The 15,466-nt window shown below is 58.4% G+C and carries 17 protein-coding genes; 10 read left to right on the forward strand and 7 right to left on the reverse strand.

Going from position 1 to position 15,466, the window contains the following annotated elements; genetic code table 11:
• The first annotated feature begins 46 nt into the window (after nucleotides 1-46).
• Nucleotides 47-1,378: an isoprenylcysteine carboxylmethyltransferase family protein gene (locus Q1A34_RS07825; protein ID WP_300032756.1), complete on the forward strand. Its 1,332-nt coding sequence runs from the start codon at nucleotides 47-49 to the stop codon at nucleotides 1,376-1,378.
• Between the two features lie 74 nt (nucleotides 1,379-1,452).
• On the opposite strand, the gene Q1A34_RS07830 is transcribed toward Q1A34_RS07825, so the two are convergent.
• The 4 genes from Q1A34_RS07830 to Q1A34_RS07845 are packed head-to-tail and all read right to left on the reverse strand — an operon-like array spanning nucleotide 1,453 to nucleotide 3,888.
• Nucleotides 1,453-1,863, reverse strand: coding sequence for a hypothetical protein (locus Q1A34_RS07830; protein WP_300032758.1), 411 nt, complete (start codon nucleotides 1,861-1,863; stop codon nucleotides 1,453-1,455).
• Between the two features lie 35 nt (nucleotides 1,864-1,898).
• Entirely contained in the window at nucleotides 1,899-2,210 is a 312-nt protein-coding gene (locus Q1A34_RS07835; protein ID WP_300032760.1) for a transcriptional regulator, read from the reverse strand.
• Nucleotides 2,211-2,213: 3 nt separating this feature from the next.
• Nucleotides 2,214-3,191 carry a sodium-dependent bicarbonate transport family permease gene (locus Q1A34_RS07840; protein ID WP_300032762.1) on the reverse strand — a complete coding sequence of 326 codons (978 nt, stop codon included), beginning with the start codon at nucleotides 3,189-3,191 and terminating at the stop codon, nucleotides 2,214-2,216.
• A gap of 46 nt (nucleotides 3,192-3,237) precedes the next feature.
• Nucleotides 3,238-3,888: a carbonic anhydrase gene (locus Q1A34_RS07845; protein ID WP_300032764.1), complete on the reverse strand. Its 651-nt coding sequence runs from the start codon at nucleotides 3,886-3,888 to the stop codon at nucleotides 3,238-3,240.
• 147 nt (nucleotides 3,889-4,035) lie between these two features.
• Here Q1A34_RS07845 and Q1A34_RS07850 point away from each other — a divergent pair, with 147 nt between their 5' ends.
• From Q1A34_RS07850 to Q1A34_RS07860, 3 genes are all read left to right on the forward strand, one after another.
• A complete protein-coding gene (locus Q1A34_RS07850) occupies nucleotides 4,036-4,416 on the forward strand; it encodes a hypothetical protein (protein WP_300032766.1) in 381 nt (126 codons plus the stop codon).
• A 65-nt stretch (nucleotides 4,417-4,481) separates the two neighbouring features.
• Nucleotides 4,482-5,864, forward strand: a complete 1,383-nt coding sequence (locus Q1A34_RS07855; RefSeq protein WP_300032768.1) for a M17 family metallopeptidase — start codon at nucleotides 4,482-4,484, stop codon at nucleotides 5,862-5,864.
• Nucleotides 5,861-6,658, forward strand: coding sequence for an NlpC/P60 family protein (locus Q1A34_RS07860; protein WP_300032770.1), 798 nt, complete (start codon nucleotides 5,861-5,863; stop codon nucleotides 6,656-6,658). Before Q1A34_RS07855 ends, Q1A34_RS07860 begins: the two co-directional genes overlap by 4 nt.
• On the opposite strand, the gene Q1A34_RS07865 is transcribed toward Q1A34_RS07860, so the two are convergent.
• Nucleotides 6,659-7,006, reverse strand: a complete 348-nt coding sequence (locus Q1A34_RS07865; protein WP_300032773.1) for a DUF2794 domain-containing protein — start codon at nucleotides 7,004-7,006, stop codon at nucleotides 6,659-6,661. It abuts the gene before it with no gap.
• A gap of 165 nt (nucleotides 7,007-7,171) precedes the next feature.
• Here Q1A34_RS07865 and paaI point away from each other — a divergent pair, with 165 nt between their 5' ends.
• The 4 genes from paaI to Q1A34_RS07885 all read left to right on the forward strand — a co-directional run bounded on the left by paaI (nucleotide 7,172) and on the right by Q1A34_RS07885 (nucleotide 10,967).
• Nucleotides 7,172-7,573, forward strand: a complete 402-nt coding sequence (gene paaI / locus Q1A34_RS07870; protein WP_300034085.1) for a hydroxyphenylacetyl-CoA thioesterase PaaI — start codon at nucleotides 7,172-7,174, stop codon at nucleotides 7,571-7,573.
• Nucleotides 7,570-8,865: a phenylacetate--CoA ligase PaaK gene (paaK, locus tag Q1A34_RS07875; RefSeq protein ID WP_300032775.1), complete on the forward strand. Its 1,296-nt coding sequence runs from the start codon at nucleotides 7,570-7,572 to the stop codon at nucleotides 8,863-8,865. The genes paaI and paaK overlap by 4 nt, the downstream gene beginning before the upstream one ends.
• A 201-nt stretch (nucleotides 8,866-9,066) precedes the next feature.
• The gene (locus tag Q1A34_RS07880) at nucleotides 9,067-9,735 is read left to right on the forward strand and encodes a VPLPA-CTERM sorting domain-containing protein (protein WP_300032777.1); all 669 of its coding nucleotides are present in this window, start codon (nucleotides 9,067-9,069) and stop codon (nucleotides 9,733-9,735) included.
• A gap of 182 nt (nucleotides 9,736-9,917) precedes the next feature.
• A complete protein-coding gene (locus tag Q1A34_RS07885; protein ID WP_300032779.1) occupies nucleotides 9,918-10,967 on the forward strand; it encodes a methyltransferase domain-containing protein in 1,050 nt (349 codons plus the stop codon).
• Between the two features lie 22 nt (nucleotides 10,968-10,989).
• Here Q1A34_RS07885 and Q1A34_RS07890 read toward each other — a convergent pair whose 3' ends face one another.
• Entirely contained in the window at nucleotides 10,990-12,651 is a 1,662-nt protein-coding gene (locus Q1A34_RS07890) for a DNA polymerase Y family protein (RefSeq protein ID WP_300032781.1), read from the reverse strand.
• An 88-nt stretch (nucleotides 12,652-12,739) separates the two neighbouring features.
• Entirely contained in the window at nucleotides 12,740-13,357 is a 618-nt protein-coding gene (locus Q1A34_RS07895; RefSeq protein WP_300032782.1) for a TetR/AcrR family transcriptional regulator, read from the reverse strand.
• Between the two features lie 132 nt (nucleotides 13,358-13,489).
• Here Q1A34_RS07895 and mbfA point away from each other — a divergent pair, with 132 nt between their 5' ends.
• The gene (gene mbfA / locus Q1A34_RS07900) at nucleotides 13,490-14,464 is read left to right on the forward strand and encodes an iron exporter MbfA (protein WP_300032783.1); all 975 of its coding nucleotides are present in this window, start codon (nucleotides 13,490-13,492) and stop codon (nucleotides 14,462-14,464) included.
• Between the two features lie 31 nt (nucleotides 14,465-14,495).
• Nucleotides 14,496-15,425: an AEC family transporter gene (locus tag Q1A34_RS07905; RefSeq protein ID WP_300032785.1), complete on the forward strand. Its 930-nt coding sequence runs from the start codon at nucleotides 14,496-14,498 to the stop codon at nucleotides 15,423-15,425.
• Nucleotides 15,426-15,466 lie beyond the last annotated feature (41 nt).

Here is a 15,466-nt window from a genome sequence, read left to right on the forward strand (position 1 = left end):
TCTTCTGGTATCGCGTGGAAAAACCCTGCGCAGGACGCTGCAAAACATGTCTGATCGACACAATCCGGGCCCACCGCCAAGCGTTACCCGCCAGACCACGGGCATGCTCGGCGTGCTCGGATTTTCTCTTTCGCTCTATTTTCTCAGCAAGGCAGGATTTGACCGGGTCAACGCTACCGTCATCGCCATGATCGGCACGGCGCTTCCAATGCTGTTGCACGAACTGGTTTTCCTCAAGGCACACCGCCAGCCATCCGCAGGGCTGCAGGGGTTTACGCTGCGCGGGCATGAGCCGGCCAACTGGGAACGTATCTGCATCAAGCTGCTGGGGCTCTGGGGAACGCTGGGGCTGATTGCCTTTGCCTACTGGCTCTTTCCGGAATACGCGCGCGACCTCTACCTCCCCTTCTGGACCTTCTGCCGGGACTACGCGCTTGCCTTTGTATTTCTGAGCACGGTGTATTTCTGGCTGATCGACAAATGGCAAAAGGAACCGGAAGACGAATATTTCGTCGTTGGCCAGATGTTTATCGGCAAACGGAACACCGCATCCGGCGAAGAGATAAGGCGGCATTTTCTGAACTGGATCATCAAGGGTTTTTTCCTGCCTTTGATGTTTGTGTACTTTGCAAGCTCCGTGCAGTTTCTGATCAACGAACCGATCGGGAATGCATTCAACAACTTCCGGATGTTTGTACGCTATGTTTCCAAATTCGCTGTTGGGCTTGATCTGGCGATTGCGACGATTGGATATATACTGACCATCCGCCTTGCGAATGCGCACATCCGAACCCCGAACAATCTGTTCTGGGGCTGGACAGTTACGCTTTGTGTTTATGCGCCTTTTTACGGGCTGATCGGCAAACGCTATCTTGACCATACCGACGGCAACGGCTGGCTGGAAATGTTCGCCGAAAATACCGGTATCTGGTTTTACATCTGGGGCGTCGCTATCATCATTTCCAAGGTCGGCTGGGTCTGGGCAAATGTCACCTTTGGCATACGGTTCTCCAACCTTACCAACCGCGGCATCCTGACCAACGGGCCGTTCCGATGGTTCCGGCATCCGTCGTATTTCTTTAAAAACACATCCTGGTGGCTGCTGACGGTGCCGTTCTTTTCTACAGAGAGCAATGAGGTAGCCCTGCAGAATATCTGCCTGATGCTTTGCCTGAATACGGTTTACCTGCTGCGTGCCAAAGCAGAGGAAAAGCACCTCTCAGAAGATCCGACTTACGTGGAATATGCGCTGTGGGTCGAAAAACACGGGGCCCTGCGGGGATTACGCGCAGTTTTCCCCTTCCTGAGATACAAGGCCCCTGAGCAGATGCCCGACCCTGAGAGAGCGGGCCTTTATGCACCGCACGAGGCCCGGTGAGGACTTTCTCGGTCGAATGCCTGTGTTGTTGAATTCAGAGCCGGATCCGTATCCCGGATGGCTTGCGGGCGCGTTCAGATTTCGCGCGGATCCTTTGGCTTTCCCGGGCCGAATCGACGCAGGAAAGTTGCGTATGAAAAACCCAGATCATGTGCGTTGCACAGCTTGTAACCACTGGTCTCTGTATGCAGGGACAAACCGCCCCAGGCAACTTTGAGAAAGTAGCCATGGCGGCGCAGACGGTTGTCCAGGTCTTCCCAGCTGGCGGCTTCGGCCATGTCCCGGAAAAGCAGCTTTTGCAGCGCGAAAACAAGCCGTTCGTTCACTTCCTCGGTCTGTTTGCGCGATGACTTGCGGTTAAGAATATGCGCCTGCAACAGGTCTTCGACAATTTTGCCAACTGTCCCTTCTTTCTCAGTCGCCAGATCATGGACGGCCAAAGCAAGATCAGCCGGAAGCTGCACTGTTACGGTACGTTTATTCATACCAGCAGCATTGCTTAATTTTGGTTTAAAAATGGTTAAAATCGCTCGGCGCGCAGCACTTCACAGTCAACAATACTCACAACGCCGATATGTCGTTCCACGACCTCGAAAGCGGCGTCCAGCAATGCACTCAACCGGTCATCCCGGATAATGCAGATGACCTGCACCATTCCAGCCGCACGGCCGATTTCTCCGGACCGAGTCCAGGCACCTGACCGGCCCGATCCACCCAGAACCGGCAGGATCGTGAACCCGGTCACACCCGCGCGGGTCAGGGCATCCGTCAGTCGCGACTGCATGATTGCCTCTATGGTGATTTCCACCCGTTTGGCCTTGTGGGTCTGCATGTCTCAGCCTCCCGTGAATGTGGTAGCAACCGCGATGTAGAGCGGAATACCCAGCGTCAGATTAAAGGGGAACGTGACGCCAAGCGACAGCGTCAGATAAATGGATGGGTTCGCCTCGGGCAGGGCCACACGCATCGCAGCCGGCACGGCGATATAAGAGGCAGAGGCCGAAAGGACCATCATCAGGGCAACACCGCCCGGTGACAGCCCCAGAAGCAACCCGGTGCCCAGGCCGAACGCGCTGCCGATCACAGGCATCAGAACACCAAAAGCCAGCACCCCGGGTCGGAGAACGCCACTGCCACCGCGCAAACCGCGGCCTGCAACCAGCCCCATGTCCAGCAGAAAGAGGCACAGTACCCCTTTGAAGGGCGCAACGATAAAGCTCGAGATCTCTGCGAGCCCTTCTTCTCCGGTCACCCAGCCGATCACAAAGGAGCCCACCAGCAAGACGATCGATCCGTTCAGCATAATCTCGCGCCACAGATCACTGTCCATCCGGCGCCCGTCGCCGCCCCGCGATATCAGCCAGAGCGCGGACAGAATCGCCGGTGCTTCCATCGCTGCCGCCACCGCGACCATGTACCCTTCGGAGGCGATCCCGCTGCTCTCAAGAACAGAAGTTGCGGCTACAAAGGTAACAATGGAGATCGATCCGTAGTGCGCGGCAACAGCAGCTGCATCCAGTCTGCTAAGCCCGGTCATCACCGACAGAAGGCCAAAGGCAATCAGCGGCAAAACCGCCGACAGAATGATCCCGGCCAGCAGCGACAACCCAAGTGTGATGTCAATGCCATGCGCGGCGACACTGACCCCGCCCTTGAAACCGATCGCAAAGAGCAGATAGATCGACAAGGCTTTTGCCGCAGCCTCGGGCACGCTCAGATCGGACCGAGCCAGCGAAGCCGCAACGCCCAGCGCAAATGACAGAATGATCGGAGACAGCAGGTTGTTTCCTGCAAGTGTCAGTATCTGCTCCACAACTTTCCCTTCATTGTCTGATGCTGCAGGCCAGCGGCGACGTCACTCAGACCGGTTTGAAAACATTCTCAGCGGGCTGGTAAAACTCCAGACCACCCTCACCAATATCTGTCCACAACCCGTGCAGTGTCAGTGTCGAGGATGCCACGCGGTCGCTGACAAACGGAAACGTCATCAGGTTTTCCAGACTGGCCACAACTGCATGCTTTTCCAGTTGGCGCGCCTGCTGCCCGGCATCCTTTTCTTCTGCAACCAGGTCATACCAGGGGCGCAGAATATCCATCCAGCGGCCGACAAAACTCTGGCTTTCCTCCAGCTCCGGCGCGTTGCCCTGACACATGTCAATGCAGCCGCGTACACCGCCACAGCCCGAGTGTCCCAGCACTATCAGGTGCGTCACATTCAGCACTGTAACCGCATATTCCACAGCGGCAGACGTACCATGATGGTCCCCGTCGGGCGTAAAGGGTGGCACCAGGTTGGCGATATTGCGGTGAATAAAAAACTCGCCCTGGTCCGCCCCGAAAATGGAGGTGACGTGAACCCGGCTGTCACAGCAGGAGATAACCATCGCACGCGGGTGCTGACCGTCACTCGCCAGCTTTCGATACCATGCCTCGTTGTCCGCATAACCGGTTGCTTTCCAACCGTGATACCTTTGCACAAGGTATCCGGGGAGTGGTTTGGCCTGTTTCATCTGTGTTCCGTAAAATTCTGCTGCGGAACCCGATTACCCTGAATACATCTTAAATTCGAGCGAAATCACCCTCTGCTCTCAACACTTTGGATACAAATATCGTGCGATACCTTTCCCACGCGGTGGGCGCGACTTAGGGTGAATGAAATGGATCAGGTCCTGAACATCAGGCTGAAAGAGAAAGTGCACGTCGATCAGGACCGTCTCAGTGCACTTTATGCCGAACTGGGAGAGGCCGGAGCAGAGGATGTCGTCTGCCGGGCAATGGAAGAGCTTGCGCTGCGCCTGTCGCACTGCGGCAGGTTGCATCAGAACGGTACCAGAGAAGACCTGCGCAAATGTGCACGTTCACTCATTGCGATCGCGGATCAGATTGGCATGCACGTTCTGGCCCGGGTCTCCGGTGATGTGATCAATGCGATAGACAGCACCGACGAGCCCGCAATCGCAGCCACACTCGCGCGGTTGTTGCGGATCGGCGAACAATCCCTGACCGCAATCTGGGATCTCCAGGACATTACAATCTGACAGGTTGCACAGCGCTGCGATCAGGCTAGGCTGACAGGAGACACCTCCTGAAAGGCCTTTTTGTCATGACCGTAGCATTTGCCGATGCGGAAACTGCACCGCTCCCGCTTTATGTTGTCGACCAGTCTGAATGCGCTGACTGGCTCAGTGCACAACCCGAACGCGTTGCCAGATGGGCAGCAGCGAACGGTTTCAAAGGCGCCATCGGGCAGGCACTGGTCATTCCGGATGCAGATGGCGCGCCGACTATGGCACTGGCAGGGTATGGCACCGATCACAGTCGCCAGCGGGCCAGGTTCCATCTGGCTGCCGCTGCGGCAAAACTGCCCGCGGGGACATATAAAATCGCCTCTGGCATTCCGGACGACCGGCTGGAACGCGAAGCACTCGGGTGGCTTTTGGCAGGCTACCGCTTTGACCGCTATGCAGAAGCCAGCAGCATGGGTGCCCGCCTCTCTCCGCCGGACGGTATCGATGTGCAGCGGCTGCAGGCCATCGCAGAGGGCGAAATTCTCACCCGTGACCTGATTAACACGCCCTCGAATGACATGGGGCCGTCCGAGCTGGAGGACGCCGCCCGTGATCTGGCTGTCCGGCACGGCGCGGCAATTTCGGTCATTCATGGCGAGGACCTGCTGGCGCAGAATTTCCCGCTGATCCACACAGTCGGGCGCGCCTCCGACCGCAGCCCCCGGCTGATTGACATGCGCTGGGGGGACACCGGTCCCCAGATCACTCTGGTGGGCAAGGGCGTGTGTTTCGACACCGGCGGTCTGAACCTCAAGCCCGGTGGTTCGATGGCACTGATGAAAAAGGACATGGGCGGGGCAGCGAACGTACTGGGGCTGGCGCATATGCTTATGGCAACGGCAACCGGCATCCGCCTGCGCGTGCTGATACCAGCTGTTGAGAACGCAGTATCAGCCAACGCGTTCCGGCCCGGTGATATCCTGCCATCCCGTAAGGGTCTGACCGTGGAAATAAACAACACCGATGCCGAGGGCAGGCTGGTTCTGGCGGATGCACTGGCCCTCGCCCAGGAAGAAAACCCTGATCTGATTATCTCTATGGCGACGCTGACGGGTGCGGCGCGCGTGGCCGTCGGGCCTGATCTGGCGCCCTACTACTGTGATGACCCGGCCCTGGTGGAAGCGCTGGAAAATCATGCTGCGCGCACGGATGATCCCGTTTGGCGCATGCCTTTTCATGCTCCTTATGAGGCGATGATTGAGCCTGGCATCGCCGATCTGGACAACGCGCCCAAAGGTGGTTTTGCGGGCTCAATCACCGCCGCCCTTTTCCTGCGCCGGTTTGTGGGCGAGAGCACCTATATGCATTTTGACGTGTTCGGCTGGAATCCGGCAGAGGCACCCGCCCGCGCCAAAGGCGGTACCGGCCAGGCCACGCGCGCACTGCTCGACACCATCGGGCAGATGACAACGCAATGACCGATCCGCGCACCCGGCCTGATCCGGCACTGGTCAGGCTGGATGAGCCAGCCGCGGTGGCAGTGCCGCTGACGGACCTGCTGCGCAGTCCCGGCGGCCTGCGTGATCGTCAGCTGCTGATGGGCGCACCGGTGCGCATACTGAACCGCATCAAAGACCATGCGCTGGTCAGATCAGAGACCGATGGCTACTGCGGTTATGTACCGACGAGGTCACTCGGGCCCGCTGTGCAGCCGACACATCAAGTGACCCTGCGCACAGCACATGCCTACAGTGCCGCTGATATTAAATCCCCAGAACGCTGCAGCCTGAGTTTCGGTGCGCGGCTTACGGCCCTGTCAGAAACGGCGACTTTCATAGAAACAGCTGCTGGTTTTGTACCGCGCCAGCAGGTTCACCGGGCGGACGTTCTGGCAGATGACCCGTCGGCCGTTGCGGCGCTTTTTCTGGGAACACCCTACCTTTGGGGTGGCAACTCGGGCTTTGGCATTGACTGTTCAGGCCTGGTTCAGGCCGCATGCCTGGCCTGCGGCATACCCTGCCCCGGCGACAGCGATCAGCAGAAACGTGATCTCGGGACACCATTGCCTGCCGGCGCAGCCGTCAGACGCAACGACCTGTTGTTCTGGAAAGGTCACGTGGCGCTGGTGACAGATGATACCACCCTGATCCACGCAAACGCCGGGCATATGGCCGTTGCATTTGAACCTATCGAAGAGGCTATCATCCGTATCGAGACACAGGGTGGCGGGGCTGTCACAGCGCACAAACGACTTTCTGTGCAGCCGGGCTGATTACTCCACGGCGCGGATCAGCTTGCGCTCCAGGACCCGCAGAACAGTGCGCAGATCATGACCCCGGCGCATAATCTGCCCGTCCATGCCAACGACGGCGTACATTCCCTGCTTGTCCCGCAGGCGCGGGCGCTTTTCGATCCGGTAGAGCGGGTTTTCTGCCGTTCTGCGAAACACAGAAAAGACGGCGACCTCGCGCAGGCACGAAATGCCATAGTCCCGCCATTCACCGGCAGCAACAAACCGGCCATAAAGTGACAGGATCACCGACAGTTCGGTGCGGTGAAATGCGACCTGCTGAGGCGGCAGATGATGAAGATTGCCCGAAGGCGGCACCTGGTAGTTCATGGATCAAGAGTTGCGCTGTTCAGCGCTCAAATCAAGCCCTTCATGAAAGGATATACACAGAGCCTTCCATATGTTACCGATCATGACACAAGGAGTGAAATCGGAAACACATAAATGTCCGGACAGACAACGGATCAGCAGCGCGCTGAAACCTGCGCGCACCTCATGATGGAAAAAGACACTGCCAGCCAGAGCCTGGGCATGACCATCGTGTCTGTTGCACCGGGTGCCGCCAGCCTGAGCATGCCAGTGACAGATCAGATGCTGAACGGTCATGGTATGTGCCACGGCGGCTTTATTTTCATGCTGGCCGATTCTGCTTTTGCCTTTGCCTGCAATTCCTACAACAGGATCACGGTCGCACAGCAGAACCAGATCACCTATCTGCAGCCCGGAGCCGCCGGTGATCACCTGACGGCCACCGCGACCGAAGTGTCGCGCAGCGGCCGGTCCGGGGTATATGATGTAGAAGTTACCAACCAGAAAAACGAAAAGATTGCCGTTTTCCGTGGCTTGTCCCGCACGGTAAAAGGCCAGCACTACCCGGAAGACGGAGCGCCAGAATGAAAGACCTCACCCCCGATCCGGGCACTCTCGACCCCATCGAAAAAGCCAGCCGCGACGAGATCACAGCGTTGCAGACCGAACGGATGCGCTGGTCGCTGCAGCACGCCTACGACAATGTCCCGCACTACCGCCAGAGCTTTGATACTGCGGGCGTGCATCCGTCGGATTTCAGGATGCTTTCCGACCTGTCGCGTTTCCCTTTCACGCAAAAAGCTGATCTTCGGGCAAACTACCCCTTTGGCATGTTTGCCGTGCCACGTGACCAGGTGGCGCGTATCCACGCCTCGTCCGGCACCACGGGCCAGCCAACCGTGGTCGGCTATACACAGAATGATCTGACGAACTGGGGTGCCGTAGTGGCCCGTTCGCTGCGTGCCTCTGGCCTGAAACCGGGTGATCTGCTGCACAATGCTTACGGCTATGGTCTTTTTACCGGCGGGCTGGGCATCCACCTGGGCGCGGACGCTCTGGGGCTGACAACAGTGCCGGTGTCGGGGGGTATGACCCAGCGCCAGGTGCGCCTGATCGAGGATTTCCGGCCAAAGGGAATCACGGTGACCCCTTCATACGCGCTGTCCGTGCTTGACGAATATGCAGCGCAGGGCCTCGATCCGCGCGAAAGCCCGCTGGAGGTGGGGATTTTCGGTGCCGAGCCCTGGACCAACGCCATGCGGCAGGAAATAGAGGCCGCCTTTGACATGCATGCGGTTGATATCTACGGCCTGTCCGAAGTTATGGGTCCCGGCGTCGCAAATGAATGTGTGGAAACCAAAGACGGTCTGCATGTCTGGGAAGATCACTTTTACCCCGAAATTGTTGACCCCGCGACTGGCGAACCGGTTGCAGAAGGTGAACGGGGGGAGCTGGTCTTTACCTCGCTGACCAAGGAGGCCTTCCCGATTATCCGCTACCGCACCCGGGATCTGACACGTCTGCTACCGGGGACCGCGCGGTCCATGCGCCGGATGGAAAAGGTGACCGGGCGTTCGGATGATATGATCATCCTGCGAGGCGTGAATGTATTTCCCACGCAGATCGAGGAATCGATCATGGCCACGGCAGGACTGGCCCCGCATTTCCAGATCGAACTGTCGCGCCCGGACCGGATGGACCAGATGGCAGTGCTGTGTGAAGCCGCCGATCAGACTTCAGACAGCGATGCCTTGTCCCGCGCCCTGGCGGATCACATCAAACAGACCGTTGGGATATCCGTTTCGGTTACCGTGGGTCCAACGGGCTCTGTGGCGCGCTCACAGGGCAAAGCCGTTCGGATTATCGACAACCGCGGCTGAATAAAGCGCCTTGATCCCCTGCGAAATCTGGTGCTGTTTTCAGCGCCAGACATAACGTCCGTTTTTCTGAGCGGCGTTAACCATATACTCATATTTATATCAATTTTACTTAAACCCAACGGCATCTGGCCGTATACCGACAGCGACGGTAACGCCCTCCTGCATGTTGCACGGGCGGTTTTAACAAGGAGACGTGTTCCGATGATGAAACACACAATTATTGCGGCCGCTGCAGCCATGACAATGCTTGCAGCAGAAGCCACAGCCGCCACGCTGAGCGGCACGTACACAATCAATATCCGCAACTTTGACGACAGCGACGCACCGGGTGATGTTGTAACGCGGTCGAACTCCGCTGCAACGCGGTCGAACTTTGACGCACAGGCCATTGACGCCGTGATCGAATACACCGGCGCGCTGGACTTTGGCATCGGCAGCGGCGGCAGCTCGACAACAACAATCGACAACTTCCTGACCAGCGCAGGCGGCAGCTATTCTGTTGTGAGCTCCAGCATTGATCTGTCCAGCACCCTGCTGAGCCAGGGCAGCTATGTGACCACCACGTTCTTTGAAATCTTCGGCTCTTTTGCGGGGAATGCACTGAACGGTCTGATCACACATGACGATGGCATCACGCTCGAAGGCAACAACGTCGGTGGTGGCGTCAGCGCGCCGCCTACGTCCAGAAGGCTCACCGATTTCACTGCTGACGCGGGCGATTTCACGCTGCTCTATGCATCTGCAAACGGGAACCCTTCTATCCTGCGCGTCGAAGCCGACATTTCACCTGTGCCGCTTCCGGCCGGTGCGGTGCTCCTGATGTCAGGTCTTGCCGGTCTGGGCATTGCCCGCCGTCGCAAAAAGTCCTGATACGCCGGGATCAACAGTTTCAGAAAGGGCGCTCCACCGGGGCGCCCTTTTTTGTGCTCGATGAAAGCGCGGCCATACTTGATCAGTGTGCACTTCCAGGCATTTCGCATATTATATTGACCCTGCGCCTGCTGTGTCCGATTGTTCGGCAGCCCGGATAATCCGCATTCTCAAGAGGCAGCATGACAAAGAAGTTCAATCGCCTGGAAGAATTACGCCGGTACGTGGACAAGAACGATACTGGCATCGAAATTGCACCATACTGTACGCCGATTGCATCCCGAAGAGATGGCTACAACACGATAAATGTCGATGTTTTTCATACGACTACGATACGTGAACGTGCGGCGTCAGATGCGTTTGTGGATTCGGAAAAGATGGCGCTTATTGAAGAGGTTGATCTGGTCGGAGACGCCAGTGAACTGGCGGCGCTGACAGAAAAGCTCCGTGCAGAACATCAGATTGGCTACATCGTTTCTTCGCATAATTTCGAACACCTTCCTAATCCCTTGAAGTTCCTCAAGGATTGCTCTGAGGTACTTAAAGAAGGCGGTGTTCTGAGCATGGCCGTTCCCGATTTTCGGACCTGCTTTGATCATTTCAGATTCCCGACGCGATTGTCGGACTGGCTGGAGGCGTATCACAACCCTTTACCGCTGCCAGCGCCATCCCGTATTTTCGAGGCGTCCAGTGTTTACGCAGAATACGCTGATATCGATGACAGGCATCTTGCATTTAGTATGGACCGCCTGCAGCCAGACCGTTTCGATCCGACCACGAACCTGAGGGAGCAGTATGACGCCTATCTGAACCGACTGAACGGGCCGTTTGACTATGTCGACTCGCATTTCAGTGCAATGTTCGGAGAAACCTTTGAACTGATGGTGCGTGACCTTATCTATCTGGGTGAATTGGATCTCGAGGTCCTTGAGGTCTCAGAAACCTTGGGCCATGAGTTCTTTGTCCACCTTCGCAAATCCAGCCCATCGATAGAACCGGACAGCGCTTTCTTTGAGCGACGCGCGGCTCTGCTGAAGCAGGTCCAGGCAGGTCTTGGTACCGGCGCTTTTCCAACAGTGCGGGCAAAACAGGTTTTAAAGCTGTCGCACCTGTCACTGAACGGGATCGTGGACTTCCGGGCTCTTATGCGGAGAGTTTTCGGGAAAAAGAGCTTTGATCGCCTGCGCGAACTGAATGCAAATCGGCGCGCGCGCCGAAAAAATACCGGTTGATTTTCTGCGCGCGCGCAGCCGGTCAGGCAAAAGAACCATGACAGAACCAGCCGGACGACATGGTACCGCCGTGCCCGTAGAACAGCCACAGCTTCTGCCCATCCTCGGTGTCCGTAACCCAGTAGTCTCGCACACCTGTGCGCCAGTCAGGATCATCCAGCCACCATTCCGGTGCCAGGCGTTCCGGACCAACAGCCCGGCGACGTCTGAGCGTCCGGCCCCGCCAGCGAAAAACTTCAGGCACCTTTGGGGTATCAGGTGCGTTGACCGGTTCCGGCTGCCACAGCAGCAACGGGCGGGGCGTGGCAGAACGCCGCCAGTCTCCGCCATAGGGCGCAGACCAGGCCGCCGCCATTACCTTGCTGGTTTTTTCCGGGATATGGCTTTCTGTCGGATACAGGCGTGTCACAGCATCCAGACCAACCCGCGCGCCGATCCGCCCGATCAGGTCATCTGTCGCAGTATTACTGGCCAGACGTTTGTTTACCGCCTGCCCCGCATCCAGATGGCCAACCGCCCGGCGGTTATGCAACGGCTCTGACTGCAGGGCTTCCAGCCGCAGCATGTCAATGCCGAAACCCGCATCAATTGTCTCAAGCTTCATCGCCAGCAGAGGCCTGATGCGATCCGGATCATGAGAGGGACGTGCAAGGCCGATATCAACAGACTGAATGTCATGATCGCTGCGAAAGGCCTGCAGCCTGACGCGCCGCGCTCCACGCCCCTTGTCCCGCAGCTGTGCGCAAAGCCGCGGCAGCAGGCGATCGATACCGGCCAGCATATCAGCCTCCAGGCCGATCGGTTCGGGCAGTGTCAGCCGCACGGCGAAATGATCCGGCGGCTTTGCAGGGGAAACCGGTTCAGGGGCGGAACCCATCGCCTGATCCATGCGCATCACAAGACCACGCCCGAAACGGCGCGCCAGTGAGGCACGCGGCTGTCCCAGCAGATCCCCGATCCGTCGAAGGCCCAACCGCGCCAGCTGTTCAGCGACCCCATCATCAAGGCGCAGCGCCGCAACCGGCAGCGGGCTGAGCGCGGAATAGGTCTGCCCCGGGGCTGCAATCCGATGCGTCGCCGCATGACGGCCCGGCTGCATGACGGGCGCCGCCCCGCCCCGTGTCCAGTGCCGCCGCTTGCCCGCGCGGGAGCGTGTGGCGCGCGCTTCCTGGTCGATGGCATCGCCGGACCGGTGCGCGCCGGCGGCCTGCCCGGCAAAGCGGGCCAGTGCCCATGCCGCACCACGGGTGTCTGCCAGCCCCATCCGTACGGCAAGGCCCAGGTCGTTACAGTCCTGCTGCACCACCTCCATCAGCGAGGCCTCGCCCCCGAACAGATGCGCGCACCCGGTCAGGTCAACCACTAGGCCGTCATCTGCTTCGGTCGCCACCCAGGGGCTGAACTTCCCGGCCCAGCGTTGAAGGACAGATAAAAATGCTCTCTCAGACTGAGTATTCCGGGCGCGGGTCACCAGCCCTTCGCACATGGCATGCGCATCCCGCACAGGCTGGCCGGTTCGTATCCCGAACCCGGCCGCAACCGGGTTAACGGAACTGAGCACCTGCATATTGGCGACCTCCCGGACAACGGCAAAAGGCATCTGCTGCAGCTGCGGCTCCAGACGCATCAGCCGGTCAGCCCCGAGACGCGGGAACCAGAGGGACAGAATTCTTCGGTCAGTCATTGTGGCAGCAAAGACAGTAGAATCATTAATGTTCTTGTTTTGTTCTATCCAGAAGTAGCCCGCGACAGCCAGGCTGTCGAGTCCCCCGTCAGGCGCCGTAGCGTGCCATGAAGGTTTCAACCGCAGCTGCCACAACGCGCTCGATCTCTTCGGGTGAGACCGAGCGGATCACCCCAAAGATCAGACGCGGCCAGACATCTGCCTTACACAGCTCCCCGAACTGATCGGCTGCCAGCACAAAATCATCGATCACCAGCTCTCCGCGGCCCTGGGCCCGTTCAAAGTATGCAGCCATCTCTGCCCGGAACACGGCCGGACCGGAGTCGTAAAACCGCTGGCCCAGCTCTGGGAAGCGGTCTGATTCCGCAACACAGATACGGAAAATCTGCTGTCCGAACTCCGAACTGATAAATGTCAGAAAATGGCGACCCGTCTGCGTCAGGACATCCCGGGGTTCGGCATCCATATCAATATTGTCGAGCGCGTCGCGGGACTGTCGCTGGCATTCACTGCGCGCCACTTCCATAAAAAGCAGCCGTTTGTCGGGAAAGTAGCTATAGAGCGTGGCCTTGGAGACATTCGCGACCCGGGCAATTTCGTCCACGCTCGCCCCTTCAAACCCATCGGCCATAAAGACGTCGCGAGCGCCGTTGAGAACCTGATCGAATTTCCGGCCCTTGCGAATAAGCTCTTTGGTTTCTGTCATCTGGCCTCCGGCATTGGCTCCACAATATAAACCGGGCGGTTCAGTTCCAAGGGAAAACCACACAGCAGGCTCAAAGCGGATTGAAACCCAGGACAGAGGCAATTAGAATCATTCTAAACAATGGAGGCCTGTATGCGATTTTCCCTGTCCCGCAAGAGCTTCAGTGATCTGTCAGAGCAGGAAATCCTCGCTCTGGCGATATCATCAGAAGAAGATGACGCCCGGATTTACCGGGGATATGCGGAAAGGCTGCGCGCAGATTTTCCGGACAGTGCAAAAGTATTCGACGGTATGGCCGCCGAGGAGGACACGCACCGTCAGCGTCTGATCGACCTGCACACAAAGCGTTTTGGCGATGTCATTCCTCTGATCCGCCGGGAACATGTCGCAGGTTATTACAACCGCCGCCCCATCTGGCTGGTCGAGAACCTCGGGCTGGAACGTATCCGTGCCGAGGCGGAGGCAATGGAGCGCGAGGCAGAGAAATTCTATCTGCAGGCGGCAGCCAGAACCGCTGATGCGGCCACACGCAAACTTCTGGGAGACCTGGCAGCCGCCGAGGCCGGCCACCAGAACACCGCCGAAGCGCTGGAGCAGAAACATCTGAGCGGTGACGCCCGCGACCGGGAGGAAGACGCCGCTAAAAGGCAGTTCATTCTCACATGGATCCAGCCGGGCCTTGCCGGGCTGATGGACGGTTCTGTTTCGACACTGGCGCCGATTTTCGCCACAGCCTTTGCGACCCAGGATACATGGACGACGTTTCTTGTGGGCCTCGCAGCCTCGGTAGGTGCCGGGATTTCCATGGGCTTCACCGAAGCTGCCTCTGACGACGGTCAGCTCTCCGGGCGTGGCTCGCCGGTGAAACGCGGCGTGGCATCGGGCGTGATGACCACAGTCGGCGGTTTGGGGCACGCCCTGCCTTACCTGATCACTGACTTCTGGACCGCAACGGTCATCGCGATCATCGTTGTCTTCATCGAGCTTTGGGCTATTGCCTGGATCCAGAACAGATTTATGCAGACACCGTTCTTTCGTGCTGCTTTTCAGGTCGTTGTCGGGGGCGCACTGGTCTTTGCTGCCGGTGTTCTGATCGGGTCGGGTTGATATCAGCGCCTGATCCGGGCAGACCGGTCCCATGATAGAAATCTTCCTGAAAACCCTGCCCTTTTTCGCGCTTATCGGGCTGGGCTACTGGGCCGGCTATACGCGGTTTTTCACAGCCGAAGCCACCGCCTATCTGACCAAGTTCGTTTTCTATTTTGCCCTGTCGGCGATGATCTTCCGGTTCACATCAAATCTGGAGTTGTCTGACGTCTGGGATACGAACCTCGTTCTGGGATATCTCGCCGGAACCATAGCCGTATACCTGATTGCCACAGCTGTTGCGCTGTTGCGCCGCCAGAGCCTTGAGGTCTCAGCGGTCGAGGCACAATGCGCTGTCATCGGAAATGTCGGTTTTCTGGGCATTCCGATGCTGACTCTGTTGCTGGGAGAGGCAGCGATCGGGCCGGTTGTGATGACGGTCAGCGTTGATCTGATTGTTTTCTCCGGCTTGATTGTCATCCTGATCACCCTGTCGCGCGAAGGGCGACTGAGCGTTGGCGCCTTTCGGACTGTCGGCCTGGGCCTCATCAGCAACCCGATGATTGTTTCTGTTGTGGCGGGCCTGACCTGGGCCGCGCTTGAGCTGCCCATTCCTGCCCCGATGAATGACTTTCTGACCATTCTGGGTGCGGCCGCAACGCCCGGTGCGCTCTTTGCGATTGGTGCGTCGCTGGCAGGAAAATCTGCCGAACGGATGCAAACCGCACTCTGGCTGACCTTCTGCAAGCTGGGCCTGCACCCGCTGATGGTGGCTGTCGGGGTGATCTGGCTCTTTCCGGTGGACAGCTATACCGCGACCGTTGTGATCTCGGCTGCTGCCCTGCCTGTCGCTGGGAACGTCTACATCCTGGCCCAGCACTATGGTGTGGCGCCGCAACGCGTCTCGACGGCCATCCTGGTCTCGACCATCATCAGCATTGTAACTGTCAGCGCCGTTATCGCCTGGTTTACAGCTGCCTGAGCATCGGGGCTTGCCGCACCGTCGCCGAGGCATTAGCCACA

Origin of the sequence: uncultured Roseobacter sp., assembly GCF_947491795.1 — a bacterium.
Classification (GTDB): Bacteria; Pseudomonadota; Alphaproteobacteria; order Rhodobacterales; family Rhodobacteraceae; genus Roseobacter.

Bases quoted from the DNA above. Each gene is read 5' to 3' on its own strand.
- mbfA (WP_300032783.1), top strand. From the start codon at position 13,490: ATGCGATTTTCCCTGTCCCGCAAGAGCTTCAGTGATCTGTCAGAGCAG.
- Q1A34_RS07895 (WP_300032782.1), bottom strand. From the start codon at position 13,357: ATGACAGAAACCAAAGAGCTTATTCGCAAGGGCCGGAAATTCGATCAG.
- Q1A34_RS07880 (WP_300032777.1), top strand. From the start codon at position 9,067: ATGATGAAACACACAATTATTGCGGCCGCTGCAGCCATGACAATGCTT.
- paaK (WP_300032775.1), top strand. From the start codon at position 7,570: ATGAAAGACCTCACCCCCGATCCGGGCACTCTCGACCCCATCGAAAAA.
- Q1A34_RS07845 (WP_300032764.1), bottom strand. From the start codon at position 3,888: ATGAAACAGGCCAAACCACTCCCCGGATACCTTGTGCAAAGGTATCAC.
- Q1A34_RS07855 (WP_300032768.1), top strand. From the start codon at position 4,482: ATGACCGTAGCATTTGCCGATGCGGAAACTGCACCGCTCCCGCTTTAT.
- Q1A34_RS07905 (WP_300032785.1), top strand. From the start codon at position 14,496: ATGATAGAAATCTTCCTGAAAACCCTGCCCTTTTTCGCGCTTATCGGG.
- Q1A34_RS07890 (WP_300032781.1), bottom strand. From the start codon at position 12,651: ATGACTGACCGAAGAATTCTGTCCCTCTGGTTCCCGCGTCTCGGGGCT.
- paaI (WP_300034085.1), top strand. From the start codon at position 7,172: ATGATGGAAAAAGACACTGCCAGCCAGAGCCTGGGCATGACCATCGTG.
- Q1A34_RS07825 (WP_300032756.1), top strand. From the start codon at position 47: ATGTCTGATCGACACAATCCGGGCCCACCGCCAAGCGTTACCCGCCAG.
- Q1A34_RS07850 (WP_300032766.1), top strand. From the start codon at position 4,036: ATGGATCAGGTCCTGAACATCAGGCTGAAAGAGAAAGTGCACGTCGAT.
- Q1A34_RS07830 (WP_300032758.1), bottom strand. From the start codon at position 1,863: ATGAATAAACGTACCGTAACAGTGCAGCTTCCGGCTGATCTTGCTTTG.
- Q1A34_RS07860 (WP_300032770.1), top strand. From the start codon at position 5,861: ATGACCGATCCGCGCACCCGGCCTGATCCGGCACTGGTCAGGCTGGAT.
- Q1A34_RS07885 (WP_300032779.1), top strand. From the start codon at position 9,918: ATGACAAAGAAGTTCAATCGCCTGGAAGAATTACGCCGGTACGTGGAC.
- Q1A34_RS07865 (WP_300032773.1), bottom strand. From the start codon at position 7,006: ATGAACTACCAGGTGCCGCCTTCGGGCAATCTTCATCATCTGCCGCCT.
- Q1A34_RS07835 (WP_300032760.1), bottom strand. From the start codon at position 2,210: ATGCAGACCCACAAGGCCAAACGGGTGGAAATCACCATAGAGGCAATC.